Below are 18,315 nucleotides of genomic sequence, written 5' to 3'. Positions count from 1 at the left end.
AAAAGGTCTTTTCATGTCCAAAATATCCGATTCCGCTCGCCACAAGAATCCTGCTCTCGGTATCATCCGGTTGCCGCATGGCCTGGATCTTGAATTGCCCTCCTATGAAACGTTAGGCTCCGCCGGCATGGACCTTCGGGCGGCTGTGCCGGAAGACCGGCCAATGCTGCTTTTGCCGGGTCGGAGAGCGCTCGTGCCAAGCGGCCTGATCTTTGAAATACCACAAGGTTTCGAGGCACAAATACGACCGCGCTCTGGCCTCGCACTCAAAAACGGAATTACCTGTCTCAACACCCCCGGAACGATTGATTCCGACTATCGTGGTGAGGTAAAAGTATTGTTGATCAATCTCGGCGATGACGATTTCTATGTGACACGCGGCATGCGTATTGCACAGGTCATCCTCGCTCCGGTCGTGCAGCTTGATGTCGAAGAACGGCAGCATGCCAGCGAGACAGTTCGAGGCGCCGGAGGGTTCGGTTCAACAGGTACGTCCTAGCATAAAGGACGTCCGCACTGGAGGTCGGCATGGACAAGGGCAGGGTTTTTCGTCAGCTGCATGAAGCCCCCGGGACTTTTCTCATGCCCAACCCATGGGATCCGGGCACAACGATGCTCCTGGCATCGCTCGGTTTCAACGCACTTGCGACGAGCAGCGCGGGCTTTGCGTTTTCCCGTGGTCTACCGGATGGTGGCGTGCCGTTTGACATGATGATCCAGCATTGCAAGGACCTCATTTCCGCAACAGGCCTTCCCATGAATGCCGACCTCGAAAAGGGCAAGGGTGACAGTCCAGACAGCGCGGGCGAGACGATTTTCGCTGCCGAGGCAGCCGGCCTTGCCGGCTGTTCGATCGAAGATTATTCCGGGGACGACCATAACCCCATCTATGATTTCTCGCTTGCCGTCGAGCGTGTAGCCGCAGCGAGCGAGGCAGCCAAGGCGTTGAAGGGAGAATTTGTCTTTACCGCCCGTGCTGAAAACTTCCTGCATGGACGACCCGATATAGAGGACACCATCAAGCGGCTGCAGGCATTCGAAGCGGCTGGTGCCGACGTTCTCTATGCGCCGGGCATCCGCGATATCAATCTTGTCCGGCAAGTCTGCTCGTCGGTTTCCAAACCGGTCAATGTGATGGCCGGCCCCACCCTCACGGTTGCGCAGCTTTCCGAGGCAGGCGTCAAGCGTATATCGCTTGGTCCATACCTGACGACCGTCGCCTTTGCGGCGGTCCGCAATGCGGCGCGCGAGATCCTTGACAAAGGCACTTTTGAATTCAGCCAACAGGCAATGCCCTTCGGCGAATTGCAGCAACTCTTTTCGCACGGCGCAGACAAGGACATCTGAAATAATGACAAAACCCGAGCTGGTGATCTTCGACTGTGACGGAGTTCTGGTCGATACGGAGACACTCGGCAATCAACATCTCGTAAAAATGCTCGGCGCGTCCGGCTACGCAACCACTTTCGAGGCTGTACGCAAGGATTTCTGCGGCATGCCCATGCGTGCGGTGAAAGAAAAGATCGAGGCCGAAGGCTATTGGCTCGGCGACGATTTCGTCGACCGCTGGTATCAGGCGATGCCGGTGATCTTCGAAAACGGCGTCGAAGCCATCCCGTATATCGAAGAGGTCATCGCTGCGGTCAAGAAGGCCGAGCTTTCCTACTGCGTTGCTTCATCGGCCAATGTCGAGAAGATGCACATCACGCTAGGAAAGACCGGTCTGATCGTGCATTTTCACGATGTCCTCTACAGCGCCTCAATGGTTGCGCGTGGCAAGCCATTCCCCGACCTGTTTCTGCATGCGGCCCAGGAAATGGGTTACGAGCCGTCCCGATCTGTCGTCATCGAGGACAGCGTTGCCGGAACGAAGGCGGGCACGGCAGCCGGCATGCGCGTGTTTTCCTATTGCGGCGATGTCCACGCAGACCACGAGGGTCTAGCGGCTGCCGGCGGCATTCTTTTCGACGATATGCGCCAATTACCCGCGCTGCTGGGAGTCGCCTGATGGCCGAACCGCTGATTGCTATCGACATGCACACGGGCGGTGAACCGGTGCGCATTGTCACCGGCGGCTATCCCAAACTGCCAAAGGGCACGATCCTCGAAAAGCGCGCCTATGTGCGCGACAGGCTGGATCACCTGCGCAAGATACTGATCTTCGAGCCACGCGGCCATTTCGATATGTATGGCGCCGTTCTGGTAGAGCCCAACCTGCCCGGCGCGGATCTGGCAGTGCTGTTCATGCACAATGAAGGCTACTCTACCATGTGCGGCCACGCCATCATGGCGCTCGGCCGCTACGCGGTCGACTACGGGATCGTGGCTAAGGTGGAGCCGGTCACGACAGTCCACATCGAATGCCCGTGCGGCATGGTCGTGGCATCGGTCGAAATACGCGACGGCAAATCCGGCGGTGTCTCATTCGAGAGCGTGCCTGCCTTTCTCTATGCTGGCGATCAGATGATCGAGCTGCCGGGATTCGGCAAGATCAATTTCGATGTGGCCTATGGCGGGGCGTTCTATGCCTTGGCGGACTGTCATCAGTTCGGTCTCGAATTCGGCCGCTATCCGGCGAGGAACTTCATTGACGCTGCAACTGTCCTCACCCAGGCGGTAAAGGAGGCGGTGCCGCTCGACCATCCAGACCACAAGGACCTGGCGTTTCTCTACGGATCGATCCTGACAGATGGGGCGGACGACTGGAATGAAGGTCCGACGAAGAATGTCTGTATCTTCGCCGACGCGCAGCTTGACCGCTCCCCGACGGGTTCGGGCGTGACCGCGCGGCTCGCGGCCATGTTCGCCAAAGGACAAATACGCGAAGGGAATGCGCGGATATTCGAAAGCATTGTAGGCTCACGCTTTGCGGGCTTCGTTGCCTCAAGCACCAAGGTGGGTGATTTCGACGCCATTACCGCACGTGTTTCCGGCCACGCTTATTATAGCGGCAAGGCTGAGTTTATCGTCGAGGACGACGATCCGCTCGGTCAGGGCTTTTTGGTTCTCTAGAGCAAATTCCCTCCCTTTCACAGACCCAGAACACTTGCTCGAAATATATTAAACCGTATGGTTGACTAATTTAATGTGCGATGATATTAAACCATATGGTTGAATTTCAGACACCTCACCTCGACGCCGTTTTCCATGCTCTCTCCGATCCAACAAGGAGAGCCATTCTGCATCGGCTGACCGAGGGCGAACGCACCGTCAGCGAGCTTGCGACCCCCTTTAATATGTCGCTCGCTGGTGCATCGAAACATATCAAGGTGCTGGAAGGAGCCGGATTGGTGCGGCGCCATGTCCAAGGCCGCACGCATTATTGCCAGCTTGAGGCGGCCCGCCTTGCGGAGGCGCAAGAATGGCTACGGACCTATGAGCGGTTCTGGACAACGCGTCTCGACGATCTCGAGGAAATCCTGCGCGAGGAAGATCGCGCGTTGGCTCGATCAAGCGAACAGTCGCCGTCGAGCCCTGCCAAATCTGATAAAACGTCAAGGAGCACGAAATGAACGAGCATGTCAAAAATGATCGTCTTGGTGTTGTGACAGCACCTCGTACGATTCGCATCGAACGCATCCTTCCAGGCCCAGTCGAACGGGTCTGGGCCTATCTCACTGAATCGGACAAGCGCAAAAAATGGCTGGCCGAGGGGCCTATGGCCAATTATGTCGGCGGGGATGTTGAACTAACCTTTTACCACTCGCAGTTATCCGACGAGCCCACGCCCGCCGACTACCAAAAATATGAGGGTCACACCAACAAGGGCAAGGTCACCCGGTATGAGCCGCCGTCATTGCTCAGCTTTACCTGGCCGGAATCCACAGGCGAACCTTCCGAAGTAACATTCGAACTTACGGCCTCGGGATCGGATACATTGCTTCGAGTCACGCACACACGACTTGGCAGCAACGATTCCATGGTGAGCGTTGCCAGCGGCTGGCACACACATCTGGGTGTCCTCATCGATCACCTCAGCGGCGAACGGACCAGCGGATTCTGGGACAAGTTCACCCGGCTCGAGAAGGAATACAAGCAGATCATCACCGGCTGATTGCGAAGATATCGCCTGCATAAATGTTGGCCGGCATCGTGTGCCGGCCTTGGTTCTGTTTCAATATGGTCGGAATTTGCTCTACCTACGGTCGAAATCGCCTCTCGAACATCCAGACCGGCTCCTCCGTATAGGTCGTTTCGGCAATCTTGAGGAAACCGTTCTTTTCAGCGATCCGCTGCGATGCAGCGTTTTCCGGTGATATGATACAGAGCGATCGATCGTGCTTGAAGAAAGCATCGCCCCAAGCGACCACTTTGGCGAGAGCTTCGCTTCCAAGGCCTTTGCCGTGGATTTCCGGCGCGAGAACCCAGCCCATCTCCGGCGTATCGCCGATGCGCGGTTCCATATCGCGCTCGAAATTGCCAAAGCCGAGCTCTCCAACGAAACGTCCGCTTGCCTTCTCTTGCATCGCCCAGAAACCGTAGCCAATCAGCTGCCACATGCCGGCATAACGCAAGAGTCTCGCCCAGGATTGCTCCCGCGTGGAGGGCTTGCCCGAAATGTATTTATACACCGAAGGGTGCGCCCACATTGCATGGAGCGCCTCAAAATCCTCGCGCCTGTGAGGACGCAGGACGAGGCGTTCGGTTTCAATTACTGGTATCACGATTCTTGTCTCCTGATCCACACCTAGAGCCTTTCATGCCTGGATGGAAACAGTTCTTTTTCCCGGATGGCGCGACAATCCACGCGAAAGATGGCGAGGCCGTTGTGGTTCATCGGACGAAGCCCGCCTGACACATGGTTGGCCGCCAGCCGGCAGAGCACTTCCATCCAAGCATGAAAGCCTCTAAACCTCCATCGTCTGCAATGCAGCTGCTATTTTCGCTGCAAGACGTTCCGCAACCTCCTCCTTGCTCATGTCCGGCCATTCCTCGACCCCTGAACGGGTGACGATCCGCACCGCATTGCGGTCGCCGCCCATGACGCCGGTGTGGCTGACATCATTGGCGACGATCCAGTCCGCCCCCTTCTTGTCCAACTTTCGCTGAGCATTGGCAAGCAGGTCCTGTGTTTCAGCAGCAAAGCCGATGACCAGACGCGGCCGCGATTTGCTGTGTCCTATCCCGGCAAGAATGTCCGGATTTTCGATCATCTGTAGCGCCGGAGCTTTCTCACCCGGCTTCTTCTTGATCTTTTCGCCCGCTTCGTTCGCCGTGCGCCAATCCGCAACGGCTGCGACCATGATGGCAGCGTCGGCGGGCAAAAGCTGCTCCACAGCATCGCGCATTTCGCGCGCCGTTGAGACGTGGATCACCGCAACGTCTTCAGGGTCCGGGATGGTGACGGGACCAGAGACCAGACGTACGGTTGCGCCGAGCCTGGCAAGGGCCGCCGCAATGGCGTGGCCCTGCTTTCCAGACGAGCGATTGGCTATATAACGAACCGGATCGATCGGTTCGTGGGTCGGCCCCGAGGTCATGACAATCGTTTTACCCGCCAGCGGTTTCGGACTGCGATCCAGCAGCTTTTCAATAGCCCCGACAATCTCAAGCGGCTCCGCCATGCGGCCATCGCCGCTTTCACCACTCTCCGCCATTTCGCCCTTGTTCGGGCCGACAAAACGAATACCGTCCTTTTGAAGTACAGCGCGATTGCGCTTCGTTGCCGGGTGGCCCCACATTCTCGGGTTCATCGCCGGTGCTATCAGCACGCTTTTATCGGTCGCCAGGAGGATTGCAGAGGCCAAATCATTGGCAAGGCCAGTCGCCATCTTTGCCATCAGGTCAGCTGTTGCCGGCGCGACGACGATCAGATCGGCCTCACGGGACAAGCGGATATGGCCGACATCATGCTCGTCTTCGCGCGAGAAGAGTTCCGTGAAAACCTTGTCGGCTGCGAGTGCACTCACTGCCAACGGCGTTACGAATTCTTCAGCCGCTTTGGTCAGTACCGGACGCACCTGTGCGCCACGCTCGCGCAGACGCCGGATGAGATCAAGGCATTTATAGGCTGCGATGCCTCCACCGATGATCAGCAGTATGCGACGGCCGGATAACGAGCCCGAGGCATGGATCGTCGTCAACGTTGCGGAGGTCTCCGTCGAAGCTGGGTTTCCTAGTTCCCCCAGGACAAGCCGAACTTCTTCTTCCATTGATCGGCCATGCGCCGCGGCGCGCAAACGCAGCTTTTCCTTGATGGACGCGTCAAGATTGCGGATGGTGATACTGGCCATATGATTGCGTCCACTACGATAATGATCGCTGAGATGCAATCATTGCAATCACAATAGCTGATATATACCTAGCTGAGAAGCTCGTACGTGATGATGACAAGACAAATTGCAATCACCCAAAGCGCGATACGCCCCGAGCGTGTATGGCGGGCCTCTGCCTTGCCGATAGCGTGTGCCGTCTGATCATCGAACCGCAAACCATGTTCCGCCATCCTGTCGAGTTCCTTCGACAGCCGGTCAGCGCGTCCAACCAATTCCGGCACCTGACGGGCCAGATGCAGGACTGCTTGAGCCCCCTCACGCGCATCGATGAGAATGCCCTGCGGCCCGAGATTGCGGCGAATCCAGCTCCCGACCACCGGTTCTGAAGCCTTCCACATATTGAAATGCGGATCCAGCGTCCGCGATACCCCTTCGACCACAACCATGGTCTTCTGCAGCATGACAAGTTCGGGCCGCGTTTCCATGTCGAAGAGTTCCGTGACCTCGAAAAGCAGCGTGAGCAGCTTTGCCATGGAGATAGTTTCGGCCGGTTGGCCATGGATTGGCTCGCCGATGGCGCGGATGGCCTGCGCGAAGCTCGCGACATCATGCCGGTGCGGCACATATCCGGCCTCGAAATGCACCTCGGCAACACGGACATAATCGCGCGTTATGAAGCCGTAGAGGATTTCCGCGAGGAACCGGCGTTCCTTCTTGCCAAGCCGTCCGGTGATCCCAAAATCCACCGCAACGATATGGCCCTCATCATCGACGAACAAATTACCGGGATGCATGTCTGCGTGGAAGAAGCCATCGCGCAATGTATGGCGCAGGAATGACTGGATCAGCGTTTCGGCGAGCTCGATGAGGTTGTGTCCCGCTGCGCGCAAGCCCTCTATGTCCGACATTTTGACGCCATCGATCCACTCGAGCGTCAGTACATCGCGTCCTGTGCGTTCCCAATCGACAGTCGGAACACGAAAGCCCGGATCATCCTTGGTGTTCTCGCCGATCTCCGACAGCGCAGCGGCCTCGAGGCGCAAATCCATCTCGATACGGGTTGTCTGTGCCAGTGTCCGCGTAACTTCAATCGGGCGCAGGCGACGGGTGGCGGGTACATACCGCTCCTGCCATCTTGCCACCAAAAAGAAACTCTCGAGGTCGTTGTTGAAACGCTGGCGCACACCCGGGCGCACGACCTTAACCGCGACCTTCTTGATTTCGCCATTGCTTGCAACGAAGGCCGGGTGCACCTGCGCAATAGATGCGGCGGCAATAGGTTCGTCAAGACTTACAAAAAGATCGGACACAGACCGCCCAAGAGAACCCTCGATAGCCTTGATCGAAGCGTCCATAGGGAAAAAATCGAGCTGATCCTGCAAGAGTGCCAGATCGTCTGCCACTTCGGTCCCGACCACATCCGGCCGGGTTGCGAGGAACTGCCCGAGCTTGACGTAGGACGGGCCAAGCTTGTTGATGGCGCGCGACATGCGCTCGGAGCGCCGCGCCGTCATGGCGCGGCGGCGCGCCAAAAGGCCCGCCATCCGGTGACCGAAGGCGGGGAGCCCACTCAGGCCTTCGGCTGGCAAAGCGGATATGACGCCTTCACGCGTCATGATCCATCCGGCCCGCATCAGGCGAAATATTGCTGCAGGACTACTCATTTAGCAGTCACAGCTTCCAGCCGGAATGCAGCGCCGCAATACCACCGGTGAAATTGCGCCAGCTGACCCGTTCGAAGCCGGCCTTGCGGATCATCTGAGCAAAATCGGCCTGTCGCGGAAACTTGCGGATGGATTCCACCAGATATTGATAGCTGTCCGCATCGCCGGTCACGGCCTTGCCGATCTTTGGAATGGCATTGAACGACCACGCGTCGTAAATCTTGTCGAGGACCGGCAATTCTACCTCGGAAAATTCAAGGCACAGGAAGCGTCCGCCGGGCTTAAGCACACGAAAAGCCTCGGCCAAGGCCCGATCGATATGCGGCACGTTGCGGATACCGAAGGCGATCGTATAAGCGTCGAAGCGAGCATCTTCAAAGGGTAGTTCTTCGGCATTGGCCTCTACAAACTCGGTATTGTCGGCAAGCCCCTGCTTTTCGGCGCGATCGCGGCCGACGCCAAGCATCGAACCATTGATATCAAGTATGGTCGCATGGGCATTGCGGTTTGACGCCTCAACGATACGAAAAGCAATGTCACCGGTGCCGCCTGCCACGTCGAGGACTTTCCAGCCGGCCGTTTTTGAGGGAGCGAGCCAGGCAATCATCGAATCCTTCCAGACACGATGCAGGCCGCCGGACATCAGATCATTCATCACGTCATAGCGTTTGGCGACGCGGTGGAAGACGTCATTGACGCGTGTCTGCTTTTCCCCATCGCTGACATCCTGAAACCCGAAGGACGTTTCCATGCCGCCGTGGGCACCGGTGCGTTGCTGGCTCATTGTGCTACCTGTTTTTCAAATCGCCAGAACCATAGAAGATTGAAACGCATAAGGCTATTGTCTCTTGCGCGATGAAGCGCCGCGTTGATTTGTTTTGTCGGGGGTTGACCGGGATGGTTCTGAAAGCCGAATTGCATTGCCATATCGAAGGCGCCGCCGCACCCCGCCTGGTCGAACAGAAAGCCACCAAATATGGTGCCGACGTCTCCGGATTCATCCAGAATGGCAGATTCGTCTGGCATGATTTCACCTCGTTCCTGCGCGCCTTCGATCAAGCTTCGATGCTTTTCCGTACGGCAGAGGATTACGCCGATCTTGCTGAAGACTATCTTCTGTCGTTAAGCCAGCAAGGCGCCATCTATTCTGAGTTTTTCATATCGACGGATCACGCGATTGGCGCCGGCCTGGACCCGCGGGCCTATATCGACGGGTTGGCGGAGGGCATCCAGCGCGCAAAAGCCGCGACGGGAATAGAGTGCCGGATGATTGCGACAGGTCTGCGCCATAGGGGACCGGAGGCCGTCACGGCAGCGGCACAATACATAGTGGCCAATCCGCATCCCTTGATTACCGGCTTCGGCATGGCGGGCGATGAGCGCATGCATCAACCTGGGGATTTTGCGGCTGCTTTTGATATTGCGCGCGGTGCGGGGCTCGGCATAACTGTGCATGCGGGCGAGCTTGTTGGGTGGGAAAGCGTGGCTAACGCGCTATACGCCCTGAAGCCCGCGCGCATTGGCCATGGTGTTCGCGCCATTGAAAATTCCAATCTGGTTCAACGGCTCGCCGACGAACAGGTCGTTCTGGAATGCTGTCCCAGTTCGAATATCTCGCTGGGCGTCTACCCGGATTTTCCATCGCATCCTTTAGCCACGCTTGCCGAAGCTGGCGTCCCGATAACGCTCAATGCCGACGATCCACCTTATTTCCACACGGATCTCGCACGCGAATATGAGATCGCCGCCACCTATTTCGGCTATGACGACGGGATGTTGACGGAAGTCACCGCGACGGCGCTCAGGGCCGCTTTTGTCGATGAAGACACCCGAACAGCACTGCTGGAGCGGCTCTATCCGGACAAAACTGTGCGCGTTTCCGATGAGGTCTTGGCAGGATCAGTCTCAAACAGCTAAGAGCGCGTCTTCAAACTCTGCGGTGGCGGCTATCTGACATTGTTTTCCGCGCTTCCGGTGCTCACGCACTTAATGTACGCTGCGCTCCGGTTCTCGAAGACCATTCCGTCTGACTCACCGCAGCGACTTTCAAGACAGGCTCCAAAGTCTGCAGAATTTTAAGTAAAAGAGGTTTCCCATGGGCGTGACGATTGTTTCCCACCCGCTTGTCCAGCACAAGCTTACCATAATGCGCGACAAGGATACCTCTACCGCGGGCTTCCGGCGACTGCTCAAGGAAATATCGCTGCTCCTTTGCTATGAGGTAACGCGTGACCTGCAATTGACCAGTATCCGCATCCAGACTCCTCTGACGGAAATGGATTCTCCGGTGATCGAGGGCAAGAAGCTGGTCTTCGCCTCGATTCTTCGGGCGGGCAACGGCCTGCTCGAAGGCATGCTCGATCTCGTTCCCGCTGCACGGGTCGCGCATATCGGGCTTTACCGTGACCATGAAACGCTGCTGCCGGTCGAATATTATTTCAAAGCGCCCGAAGATATCGTCAACCGGCTAATCATCGTGGTCGACCCGATGCTTGCGACAGCCAACTCGGCTATCGCCGCTATCCAGAAGCTGAAGGATCGCGGAGCCAGCAATATCCGTTTCCTCTGCCTTCTCGCGGCGCCGGAAGGCATCGAGCGCTTTACCAACGCGCATCCGGACGTGCAGGTCTTCACCGCGGCAATCGACAGTCATCTGAATGAGAAAGGGTATATCGTTCCCGGGCTGGGTGACGCCGGCGATCGCATGTATGGGACGAAATAATCAGGGTCCTACCCGGCGAAGCACCGGGGCGATCGTGCGGGGTTTGCGCTCGGAAAACCCGTAGGCCGCCTGGATTGCCTTTGCTGCGGCTGCTGCATCGGCGTCGGTCCGGGCGTGGACCAAGGCAATCGGTTCTCCCTCTTCCATTCTTGCCCCGATTGGCTGTAGCGCCGTGATGCCGACCGCATGATCGATGGGGTCCTGGGGGCGAATGCGCCCACCGCCGAGTGTAACGACAGCTACCCCGACAGCGCGTGTGTCAACGGCGGCGACATAGCCTGCCTGCGGGGCTTTGACCTCATGCGTGATGGGCGCGACAGCCAGATGGTGCCGGCTCCGGGTGATGAAATCCGTTGGCCCGCCGAGACCGGCGACCATCCGGCCGAAAATCTCCGCCGCCTTGCCACTGCCCAAGGCTTCCCTTGCCTTGTCGGTTGCGGCTCTATGATTTGGGGCAAGCTTGGCCGACACCAGCATCTCTGCGGCAAGTGCCAGCGTCACCGTTTCGAGCCGGGTGTCACGCCGGTCCCCGGTAAGGAAATCGACGGCGTTCCTAACCTCGACCGCATTGCCGGCGGCGAGTGCCAGAGGTTCGTTCATATCCGTGAGAACGGCAGTCGTTGTCAGCCCCGCTCCAGCCGCGACCGCCACAATATTCTCAGCCAACGATACTGCATCGCGGTTTCTGGTCATAAAGGCACCATTGCCCGATTTCACATCCAGTACCAGCGCATTGAGGCCAGCGGAAAGTTTCTTGGAGAGGATTGAAGCGGTTATAAGCGGTATCGATTCGACCGTCGCCGTCACGTCCCGGATCGAATAGAACCGCTTGTCGGCGGGCGCAAGATTGGCAGTCTGGCCGATGATCGCACAACCCACCTCGTGGACCACCTTGCGAAATAACGCGTTGTCGGGCTGGCTGCGGTAACCGGGGATCGCATCCATCTTGTCGAGCGTACCACCCGTATGGCCGAGCCCACGTCCCGAGATCATCGGCACGTAAGCACCGCAGGCGGCGACGATGGGCGCGAGTATCAGCGAGACATTGTCCCCGACGCCGCCAGTCGAATGCTTGTCGACGGCGGGTCCGGGCAAGTCCGACCAATCAAGAATATCGCCGGAATCGCGCATGGCCAAAGTGAGTGCCACGGATTCGTCACGTTTCATGCCATTGAAAAATATGGCCATCGCGAAGGCGGCAACCTGTCCCTCGGTGATGGACCCTGAACTCATCGCATTGATGAAAGCCGTGATATCGGCAGCGTCAAGGGTATGACCGTCGCGCTTCCGCCGAATAATTTCTTGCGGCAACAACATCGGTTAGCCTATCTCCCGGATCAGAGCGCGTATGATCTTTTGAAGACGGGCGCCGCCCTTCGGCGCAACATCCTTGGTTTCCTCGTGCGAAAGTTCCGCTCCAGTCATCCCTGCCCCATAGTTTGTGACTACCGAGCAAGCGGCAACACGCAGTCCAAAGAATCGCGCCAGGATGACTTCCGGAACAGTGGACATGCCAACCGCGTCGGCGCCCATAGTCCGTGCCATGCGAATTTCTGCCGGTGTTTCGAAGGACGGACCTGAAAACCACATGTAGACGCCCTGTTCCAACTTTTCGTTGACCTCGCCGGCGGCAAGGAGAAAGGCCTCTTTCAATTGTCTGTCATAGGCTGTCGTCATGCCAACAAAGCGTTGGTCGGACTGCTCCCCAATGAGAGGGTTCAGGCCGGAGAAATTGATATGATCATCGATCAGCATCAGGCTACCCGGTGCAAGATCGTGGCGGACCGAGCCGGCGGCATTGGTGAGGATCAGCATCTCGACGCCGAGATCGGCCAGTGCCGCAATAACCGGCCGCATGACCGAGGCATTTCCCTGCTCGTAATAATGAGCGCGCCCCGCCAGCATCAGAATGGGCTTACCCGAGAGGTAACCGGCAACGATCTCTCCCGCATGGCCGGAAACGCCACTATGCGGAAAGCCTGGCAGGTCGGCATAAGGAATGCGAACCGCGTCTTCCACTGCATCGACCAGAGAACCGAGACCGGAGCCGAGAACGAGCGCAATACGCGGCGCCAGACCGTTAAGTCTCTGAATAAGCGCGCTGGTCGCGGGCGCGATCATGCGGCACCCTTGCCCAAAACGTCCGCCTCGAAGCCGTAGGGAAAAATGTCCTTCATGGTCAGCGTTTCAACGATGCCGTTATTATCGCAAAGGTGCAGGCGGGTATCGGGCCCGGCGAACTCCGCCAAACGCTGACGGCAGCCTCCGCAAGGCGTGCATTTCGCCTTCTTTTCCGCAACGACGGCGATATCCGTGATCGTACCGCCGCCGCCCATGACGAAGTGCCCTAGCGCCGTCGTTTCGGCACACCAGCCTTCAGGATAGGAGATGACCTCGATATTGCAGCCGGAATAGATGCGTCCGTCGCTGGTACGAATGGCCGCTCCAACCGGAAATTGCGAATAGGGCGAATGCGTCTTCTGCATCGCGGCAAACGCCGCATCGAACAGATCTTTCATTATCTCTCTTTCACATAAGCGACACCGCCAGCCTTTGGCGGAATGGCCTTGCCGATGAAACCGGCCAGAAGCACAACGGTCAATATATAGGGCAGCGCCTGCATGAATTGCACGGGCACCTCGCCGATAAATGGCAGCGGATGACCCTGCATGCGTATTCCCACAGCGTCGAGAAACCCGAACAGAAGGCATGCGAACATGGCCTGAACCGGACGCCATTTGGCGAAAATCAATGCCGCGAGCGCAATGTAGCCCTTCCCGGCAGTCATGTCCTTGACGAAACCCGCCCCTTGCGCCGTCGCCAGATAGGCGCCGGCGATACCGCAAAGCACGCCGCAGCATATCACCGCGCGGTAGCGCAGCCACGGCACCGAGATACCGGCCGTATCGACAGCTGCCGGATTTTCGCCAACTGCGCGCAGTCGCAGCCCAAAGCGCGTGCGATAGAGCACCCACCATGTAAAAGGCACAAGCAGGAATGCGAGATAGACCAGCACCGAATGGCCGGAGATCAGTTCGTAGTAGAGGGGACCTACGACCGGTACACCACGCAAGGCCTCCGCACCCGGAAGATTGATCGGATTGAAACGCGCGGCATTCGGCAATGATGGCGTGCGCCCACCTTGGCTGAACCATGCCTGGCCGAGGATGACGGTCGTGCCAGCGGCGATGAAATTGATCGCAACGCCAGAGACAATCTGATTGCCGCGATGGGTGATGGACGCAAAACCATGAACGAGCCCGAGTGCGACCGAGACCAGAACTGCCGCGAGCAACGCGAGATAAGCCGAACCAAACCAGGTCGCGACTGCACCGGCGGCAAAGGCACCTGCCAGCATCTTGCCCTCAAGGCCAATATCGAAAATGCCAGCACGCTCGGAATAGAGCCCGGCAAGACAGGCAAGCAGGAGAGGCGCCGAAAGCCTGATCGTCGAATCGAAAAGCTGAAGGACCGTTGTGAAAGAATCCATCACTGGCTTCCTCCGGCAAGGGCGGCTGTGGCGGTTCGATTTTTTGCACGTCCAAGACGGTAGAATATCCTCTGCAGCGAAGGGCGGAACATATGTTCAAGGGCACCCGCAAAGAGGATGACCAAGCCTTGGATAATGACGATCATATCGCGCGATATGTTGGGCATATCGAAAGCGATTTCCGCGCCGCCCTGATAGAGCATGCCGAAGAGGATCGCCGCGATGACGATTCCGGCCGGATGCGACCTGCCCATCAGTGCGACGGCAATACCGACAAAGCCTGCACCAGCGACGAAATCCAGCTGCATACGATGCTGCGCGCCCATGATCGGATTAAGCGCCATCATCCCTGCCAGCGCCCCCGAAATCATCATCGTGATGATGATGATCCGCAGTTCGCTGATACCGGCATAGCGGGCCGCTTTCGGGCTAAAACCCATAGTACGAATTTCGTAGCCGAGCTTGGTGCGCCAGATCAGCACCCAGACCAGAAAGGCCGCCACCAGCGCCAGCAGGAAACTGACATTCAAGGGAGCCGAGCGCATTGAAAGCCCGACGAGGTCGAGCAGCCAACCGAGACCCGGCAACTGTCCGCCCTCGGCAAAGACGCGCGTTTCGGGCGCCTGGCTGCCCGCAGGCTTCAGCACCCCTACCAGCAGGTAAACCATGATGCTTGCAGCGATGAAATTGAACATGATCGTCGTGATGACGACATGCGAACCGCGCTTGGCCTGCAGCCACGCGGGGATAAGCGCCCACAGTGCCCCTACCAGCGCCGAGGCGAGGATCGCCAGAGGGAAAGTCAGCCACCACGGCAGAAAATTGCCGAGCCAGAGCCCGACCAGCGAAACGCCAAGACCGCCAATATAGGCTTGGCCTTCCCCGCCGATGTTGAACAGTCCGCAATGGAAAGCAACCGCGACGCAAAGACCGGTGAAGATGAAGTTCGTCGCATAATAAAGCGTGTATCCAACACCGTCACCCGAACCGAACGCACCCTTGACCATCAAGACAGCTGCATCAATCGGACTTTCGCCCACCAGAAGCACCACCAGTCCCGCGACCAGGAAAGCAACAATCAGATTGATCAGAGGAAGAAGGCCGTAGTCCGCCCAGGCAGGCAGTTTTGCAAAAGGTTGGCTCATGGCAAGGTCTCGATAATTTTGTCGGACGTGGTGATGCGGGCATACTCGCCGCCCAGCACGGACAGTGCCAGCGCATGTACGTCCTCAGCTGACCACAGCTTGCCGCGGTGATCCTTCCTGTCGATGCTTGCAACGGCATCTTCAGGAATAGTCACCTCAAATCCCAGGTTGGATGCCATCCGCACAGTCGCATCGACAGAGTTTTCAAGAAGTACGCCCGTCACGACAAGGCTGTGCACCTGCAGTTCATCCAAAACATCCATCAAATCCGTCCCTATAAAGGCATTGTTGGTCCGCTTATCGACGACGGGTTCACCGACTTGGGGTGCGACCTCCGATTTGAATTCGTTTCCCTCGGTGCCGGGCCTGTAGGGCGACGCCGGATCGGTGGAATCGTGGCGGATATGAATGATCGGCAGCCGCCGCTCGCGCCAAGCGGCAAGCAGCTTGGCGATCATGGCTTCGGTGTCCGGCTGGCCGCGTCTGCCCCACTTCGGATCATCGATGGCATTTTGCACATCGACGACGATAAGCGCCTGCGTCGTCATTCCGCGGCCTCCTTGTGTTCGACACCAGCCATCAGCAAGCCAAGTTCGCCTTCATCGGCGTCGGAATCGCGTTCGCCGACGATGCGACCCGCAAACATCACCAGGATACGGTCAGAAAGCGAGCGGATCTCATCAAGCTCAACCGAAACGAGCAGCACGGCCTTGCCGGCGTCGCGCATCTCGATGATGCGCTTGTGGATGAATTCGATCGCGCCGACATCCACGCCGCGTGTCGGCTGGCCAATGATCAGAACACCAGGATCCCGTTCCATTTCCCGTGCAAGCACGATCTTCTGTTGATTGCCGCCGGAGAAATTGGCCGTCTTCAACCGCGGATCACCCGGCCGGATATCGTACTTCTCGATCTTCTTGCGCGCGTCCGCTTTTATCGCCTCGAGATCAAGAAACGGCCCATTCAAATAGAGCGGATCGTCATGATAGCCGAGGATCGAGTTTTCATATTCCTCGAAGGCGAGGACGAGCCCCATATGGTGGCGATCTTCCGGCACATGGGCGAGGCCCCGGTCGCGTAATTCACCGGGATCGGCAGCGCCGGTTATATCGATGATCTGCCCGTCCATGAGCACGCGGCCCGAAACGGCAGCGCGGATACCGGCGATCGTTTCGATGAGCTGAGACTGGCCGTTTCCCGCAACACCTGCAATACCGACAATTTCGCCGGCGCGCACGTCAAACGATGCACCATCGACCATCACCACTCCGCGGCTGTCGCGCACTGTCAGGTTTTCGACGGAGAGCTTGATGTCGCCTGGCTTTGCCTCGCCCTTCTGCACCCGCAGGAGCACGCGGCGGCCGACCATCAGCTCGGCCAATTCTTCGACGGTGGTTTCGTCGGTTTTGCGTGTGGCAACGACCGCACCCTGCCGCATCACCGAAACATTGTCCGTTACCGCCATGATCTCGCGCAGCTTGTGCGTAATCAGCACGATCGTCTTGCCCTGACTTTTCAACTGCTCGAGAATACGGAAAAGGTGATCGGCCTCCGGCGGTGTCAAAACACCGGTCGGTTCATCCAGCACCAGGATTTCAGCCCCACGATAGAGCGCTTTGAGGATTTCCACGCGCTGTTGCAACCCTACCGGTAGCTCCTCGATCAGCGCATCGGGGTCGACATCGAGTTGGTATTCCCGCTCGAGCCGCTTCAATTCAGCGCGAGCCTTTGAGATGCCGTTCTTGAGCAGGGGCGCGCCCTCGACACCCAGCATGACATTTTCAAGCACGGTGAACTTTTCAACCAGCATGAAATGCTGATGCACCATGCCGATGCCGAGCGCTATGGCAGCATTGGGATCAGCGATTCTGGTCGCTTGTCCATTGATGCGAATCTCGCCGCTGTCGGCCTGATAAAACCCGTAGAGGATCGACATCAGGGTAGATTTGCCCGCGCCGTTCTCACCGATGATGCCATGGATTGTGCCTTTTTCGACACGCATATGAATATCGCGATTGGCATGAACGGCACCAAAGCGCTTATCGATTCCAACCAGTTCGATCGCCGGTTCGGCCATATCCCCATCCGCTGTTGTTCAGCTTTTCGTCTTTTCGAGGTTTCGACCCTAACACGGGATTTTTTTCTTTCCAGTCAAGAAACACAAGAATAGACAAGCTAGTGAAGATGGAGACGAGCAATGACAGCCGACGACCCGGAGCGTTTGACCCGCCTCGAAATTCTTTTGACGGAGCAGGAGAAAACCGTCGAGGAGCTTTCCGGCCAGATCGCGGAGCAGTGGAAAGTGATCGAAGCCATGCGCCGCAAGCTCGACGCACTGACGGATCGATTTCTGGTTCTGGAAGAGCAGACGGCGCCCGATGTTCCCGTGACCAAACCGCCGCACTACTGACTATGGCTTGGCCTTCAGCGCTTCGACCATAAGTTTGATACCCAGCGCTCCCATCACCATACCAGCGCCCCGATCGATCCACTGTTTCAACCGGATATAGACAGACCGCGCGCGAGAACCTGAAAAAGCAAAGGCAACGACCGCGTACCAGCCGGCTTCGACGCAAAACAGCATCGGTGGCAGCGCTAAGAGCAGCCATAGCGGCGGCGAAGGCGGCATGAGAGCGGCAAAGATGCTGGCATAGACGATCGATGTCTTGGGGTTGCTAAGCTGTGTGATCAGCCCGAGGAAAAACGCGCGGGAAACGGATATGGCCTTCGCGGTTTCGCCAGCACCTGACGTCGTCAGTGGTTCGGACGCTCCGCGCCAGATGCGGATACCGATGTGGATCAGATAGGCTCCGCCAAGCAGCTTGAGAATGAGATAAAGCCACTCGAACTGCATCAGCAACGCCGTGAGACCAAGGACGGCGAGTGCCGCAAATATGGCGCCGCCGAGACCCATGCCCAAAGCCGAAGCGAAACCATGAGTTCGCGACGATGCGATGGCAACCCGTGAGACGAGCACGAAGCTTGGTCCGGGACTCATCGCGCCAATAAAAATCGTGGCAAGGATGCTGAGAAGAACGGCAACCGCTGTCATGGAATTTCTCCTTTCATGCAACCTTCA

At 57.8% G+C, this 18,315-nt stretch carries 21 protein-coding genes; 9 read left to right on the top strand and 12 right to left on the bottom strand.

Going from position 1 to position 18,315, the window contains the following annotated elements:
* Window positions 1–13 precede the first annotated feature (13 nt).
* The 6 genes from dut (at window position 14) to J2X72_RS04360 (ending at window position 4,054) form a co-directional block, all read left to right on the top strand.
* On the top strand, window positions 14–499 hold the full coding sequence (dut, locus tag J2X72_RS04385; protein ID WP_209998455.1) for a dUTP diphosphatase: 486 nt from the start codon (window positions 14–16) through the stop codon (window positions 497–499).
* Window positions 500–528: 29 nt separating this feature from the next.
* Window positions 529–1,347, top strand: coding sequence for an isocitrate lyase/phosphoenolpyruvate mutase family protein (locus tag J2X72_RS04380; RefSeq protein ID WP_310068821.1), 819 nt, complete (start codon window positions 529–531; stop codon window positions 1,345–1,347).
* 4 nt (window positions 1,348–1,351) lie between these two features.
* Window positions 1,352–2,008: an HAD family phosphatase gene (locus tag J2X72_RS04375; protein ID WP_310068819.1), complete on the top strand. Its 657-nt coding sequence runs from the start codon at window positions 1,352–1,354 to the stop codon at window positions 2,006–2,008.
* Window positions 2,008–3,012 carry a proline racemase family protein gene (locus J2X72_RS04370; protein WP_310068817.1) on the top strand — a complete coding sequence of 335 codons (1,005 nt, stop codon included), beginning with the start codon at window positions 2,008–2,010 and terminating at the stop codon, window positions 3,010–3,012. Before J2X72_RS04375 ends, J2X72_RS04370 begins: the two co-directional genes overlap by 1 nt.
* 95 nt (window positions 3,013–3,107) lie before the next feature.
* Window positions 3,108–3,512 carry a metalloregulator ArsR/SmtB family transcription factor gene (locus J2X72_RS04365; RefSeq protein ID WP_310068814.1) on the top strand — a complete coding sequence of 135 codons (405 nt, stop codon included), beginning with the start codon at window positions 3,108–3,110 and terminating at the stop codon, window positions 3,510–3,512.
* A complete protein-coding gene (locus tag J2X72_RS04360) occupies window positions 3,509–4,054 on the top strand; it encodes an SRPBCC family protein (RefSeq protein WP_209998462.1) in 546 nt (181 codons plus the stop codon). Before J2X72_RS04365 ends, J2X72_RS04360 begins: the two co-directional genes overlap by 4 nt.
* 85 nt (window positions 4,055–4,139) lie before the next feature.
* Here J2X72_RS04360 and J2X72_RS04355 read toward each other — a convergent pair whose 3' ends face one another.
* The 4 genes from J2X72_RS04355 to ubiE form a co-directional block, all read right to left on the bottom strand.
* The gene (locus J2X72_RS04355; RefSeq protein WP_310068810.1) at window positions 4,140–4,664 is read right to left on the bottom strand and encodes a GNAT family N-acetyltransferase; all 525 of its coding nucleotides are present in this window, start codon (window positions 4,662–4,664) and stop codon (window positions 4,140–4,142) included.
* 183 nt (window positions 4,665–4,847) lie between these two features.
* Window positions 4,848–6,233 carry a bifunctional phosphopantothenoylcysteine decarboxylase/phosphopantothenate--cysteine ligase CoaBC gene (coaBC, locus tag J2X72_RS04350; RefSeq protein ID WP_310068807.1) on the bottom strand — a complete coding sequence of 462 codons (1,386 nt, stop codon included), beginning with the start codon at window positions 6,231–6,233 and terminating at the stop codon, window positions 4,848–4,850.
* Between the two features lie 68 nt (window positions 6,234–6,301).
* Entirely contained in the window at window positions 6,302–7,879 is a 1,578-nt protein-coding gene (gene ubiB / locus J2X72_RS04345; RefSeq protein ID WP_310068804.1) for a 2-polyprenylphenol 6-hydroxylase, read from the bottom strand.
* Window positions 7,880–7,886: 7 nt separating this feature from the next.
* Complete coding sequence (ubiE, locus tag J2X72_RS04340) at window positions 7,887–8,663, bottom strand: bifunctional demethylmenaquinone methyltransferase/2-methoxy-6-polyprenyl-1,4-benzoquinol methylase UbiE (RefSeq protein ID WP_209998470.1); 777 nt, start codon at window positions 8,661–8,663, stop codon at window positions 7,887–7,889.
* A gap of 113 nt (window positions 8,664–8,776) precedes the next feature.
* Between ubiE and J2X72_RS04335 the strand changes: the two genes are divergently transcribed.
* Both J2X72_RS04335 and upp read left to right on the top strand, forming a co-directional pair.
* A complete protein-coding gene (locus tag J2X72_RS04335; protein ID WP_310068800.1) occupies window positions 8,777–9,796 on the top strand; it encodes an adenosine deaminase in 1,020 nt (339 codons plus the stop codon).
* Between the two features lie 178 nt (window positions 9,797–9,974).
* Window positions 9,975–10,601 carry a uracil phosphoribosyltransferase gene (upp, locus tag J2X72_RS04330; RefSeq protein ID WP_310068797.1) on the top strand — a complete coding sequence of 209 codons (627 nt, stop codon included), beginning with the start codon at window positions 9,975–9,977 and terminating at the stop codon, window positions 10,599–10,601.
* Here upp and deoA read toward each other — a convergent pair whose 3' ends face one another.
* Genes deoA through J2X72_RS04295 form a run of 7 tightly spaced genes read right to left on the bottom strand, consistent with a single transcriptional unit; the run spans window position 10,602 to window position 17,313 of the window.
* Window positions 10,602–11,915, bottom strand: coding sequence for a thymidine phosphorylase (gene deoA / locus J2X72_RS04325; protein WP_310069315.1), 1,314 nt, complete (start codon window positions 11,913–11,915; stop codon window positions 10,602–10,604). It abuts the gene before it with no gap.
* A 6-nt stretch (window positions 11,916–11,921) separates the two neighbouring features.
* Window positions 11,922–12,722, bottom strand: coding sequence for a purine-nucleoside phosphorylase (locus tag J2X72_RS04320; RefSeq protein WP_209998473.1), 801 nt, complete (start codon window positions 12,720–12,722; stop codon window positions 11,922–11,924).
* Window positions 12,719–13,123, bottom strand: coding sequence for a cytidine deaminase (locus tag J2X72_RS04315; protein ID WP_112525655.1), 405 nt, complete (start codon window positions 13,121–13,123; stop codon window positions 12,719–12,721). Before J2X72_RS04315 ends, J2X72_RS04320 begins: the two co-directional genes overlap by 4 nt.
* Window positions 13,120–14,091 carry an ABC transporter permease gene (locus tag J2X72_RS04310; RefSeq protein ID WP_310068794.1) on the bottom strand — a complete coding sequence of 324 codons (972 nt, stop codon included), beginning with the start codon at window positions 14,089–14,091 and terminating at the stop codon, window positions 13,120–13,122. Before J2X72_RS04310 ends, J2X72_RS04315 begins: the two co-directional genes overlap by 4 nt.
* Window positions 14,091–15,236 carry an ABC transporter permease gene (locus J2X72_RS04305; RefSeq protein WP_310068792.1) on the bottom strand — a complete coding sequence of 382 codons (1,146 nt, stop codon included), beginning with the start codon at window positions 15,234–15,236 and terminating at the stop codon, window positions 14,091–14,093. The genes J2X72_RS04310 and J2X72_RS04305 overlap by 1 nt, the downstream gene beginning before the upstream one ends.
* On the bottom strand, window positions 15,233–15,784 hold the full coding sequence (locus J2X72_RS04300) for a cysteine hydrolase family protein (RefSeq protein WP_310068788.1): 552 nt from the start codon (window positions 15,782–15,784) through the stop codon (window positions 15,233–15,235). The genes J2X72_RS04305 and J2X72_RS04300 overlap by 4 nt, the downstream gene beginning before the upstream one ends.
* On the bottom strand, window positions 15,781–17,313 hold the full coding sequence (locus J2X72_RS04295; RefSeq protein ID WP_209998477.1) for an ABC transporter ATP-binding protein: 1,533 nt from the start codon (window positions 17,311–17,313) through the stop codon (window positions 15,781–15,783). Before J2X72_RS04295 ends, J2X72_RS04300 begins: the two co-directional genes overlap by 4 nt.
* 120 nt (window positions 17,314–17,433) lie before the next feature.
* Between J2X72_RS04295 and J2X72_RS04290 the strand changes: the two genes are divergently transcribed.
* Window positions 17,434–17,646, top strand: coding sequence for a SlyX family protein (locus J2X72_RS04290; protein ID WP_310068784.1), 213 nt, complete (start codon window positions 17,434–17,436; stop codon window positions 17,644–17,646).
* On the opposite strand, the gene J2X72_RS04285 is transcribed toward J2X72_RS04290, so the two are convergent.
* On the bottom strand, window positions 17,647–18,288 hold the full coding sequence (locus tag J2X72_RS04285; RefSeq protein WP_310068781.1) for a LysE family transporter: 642 nt from the start codon (window positions 18,286–18,288) through the stop codon (window positions 17,647–17,649). It lies immediately after the preceding gene.
* Between the last annotated feature and the right edge of the window lie 27 nt (window positions 18,289–18,315).

Source organism: Phyllobacterium sp. 1468 (assembly GCF_031455525.1).
Lineage (GTDB): Bacteria > Pseudomonadota > Alphaproteobacteria > Rhizobiales > Rhizobiaceae > Phyllobacterium.
The sequence above is the reverse complement of the archived record's forward strand: the minus strand, read 5'-3'. Positions and strand labels throughout refer to the sequence as shown.

Coding starts and splice junctions, on each gene's coding strand:
- J2X72_RS04360 (WP_209998462.1), top strand. CDS start 3,509: ATGAACGAGCATGTCAAAAATGATCGTCTTGGTGTTGTGACAGCACCT.
- J2X72_RS04320 (WP_209998473.1), bottom strand. CDS start 12,722: ATGATCGCGCCCGCGACCAGCGCGCTTATTCAGAGACTTAACGGTCTG.
- J2X72_RS04285 (WP_310068781.1), bottom strand. CDS start 18,288: ATGACAGCGGTTGCCGTTCTTCTCAGCATCCTTGCCACGATTTTTATT.
- J2X72_RS04290 (WP_310068784.1), top strand. CDS start 17,434: ATGACAGCCGACGACCCGGAGCGTTTGACCCGCCTCGAAATTCTTTTG.
- upp (WP_310068797.1), top strand. CDS start 9,975: ATGGGCGTGACGATTGTTTCCCACCCGCTTGTCCAGCACAAGCTTACC.
- J2X72_RS04375 (WP_310068819.1), top strand. CDS start 1,352: ATGACAAAACCCGAGCTGGTGATCTTCGACTGTGACGGAGTTCTGGTC.
- J2X72_RS04380 (WP_310068821.1), top strand. CDS start 529: ATGGACAAGGGCAGGGTTTTTCGTCAGCTGCATGAAGCCCCCGGGACT.
- coaBC (WP_310068807.1), bottom strand. CDS start 6,233: ATGGCCAGTATCACCATCCGCAATCTTGACGCGTCCATCAAGGAAAAG.
- J2X72_RS04335 (WP_310068800.1), top strand. CDS start 8,777: ATGGTTCTGAAAGCCGAATTGCATTGCCATATCGAAGGCGCCGCCGCA.
- ubiB (WP_310068804.1), bottom strand. CDS start 7,879: ATGAGTAGTCCTGCAGCAATATTTCGCCTGATGCGGGCCGGATGGATC.
- J2X72_RS04310 (WP_310068794.1), bottom strand. CDS start 14,091: ATGGATTCTTTCACAACGGTCCTTCAGCTTTTCGATTCGACGATCAGG.
- J2X72_RS04365 (WP_310068814.1), top strand. CDS start 3,108: ATGGTTGAATTTCAGACACCTCACCTCGACGCCGTTTTCCATGCTCTC.
- J2X72_RS04370 (WP_310068817.1), top strand. CDS start 2,008: ATGGCCGAACCGCTGATTGCTATCGACATGCACACGGGCGGTGAACCG.
- ubiE (WP_209998470.1), bottom strand. CDS start 8,663: ATGAGCCAGCAACGCACCGGTGCCCACGGCGGCATGGAAACGTCCTTC.
- J2X72_RS04300 (WP_310068788.1), bottom strand. CDS start 15,784: ATGACGACGCAGGCGCTTATCGTCGTCGATGTGCAAAATGCCATCGAT.
- J2X72_RS04295 (WP_209998477.1), bottom strand. CDS start 17,313: ATGGCCGAACCGGCGATCGAACTGGTTGGAATCGATAAGCGCTTTGGT.
- dut (WP_209998455.1), top strand. CDS start 14: ATGTCCAAAATATCCGATTCCGCTCGCCACAAGAATCCTGCTCTCGGT.
- J2X72_RS04305 (WP_310068792.1), bottom strand. CDS start 15,236: ATGAGCCAACCTTTTGCAAAACTGCCTGCCTGGGCGGACTACGGCCTT.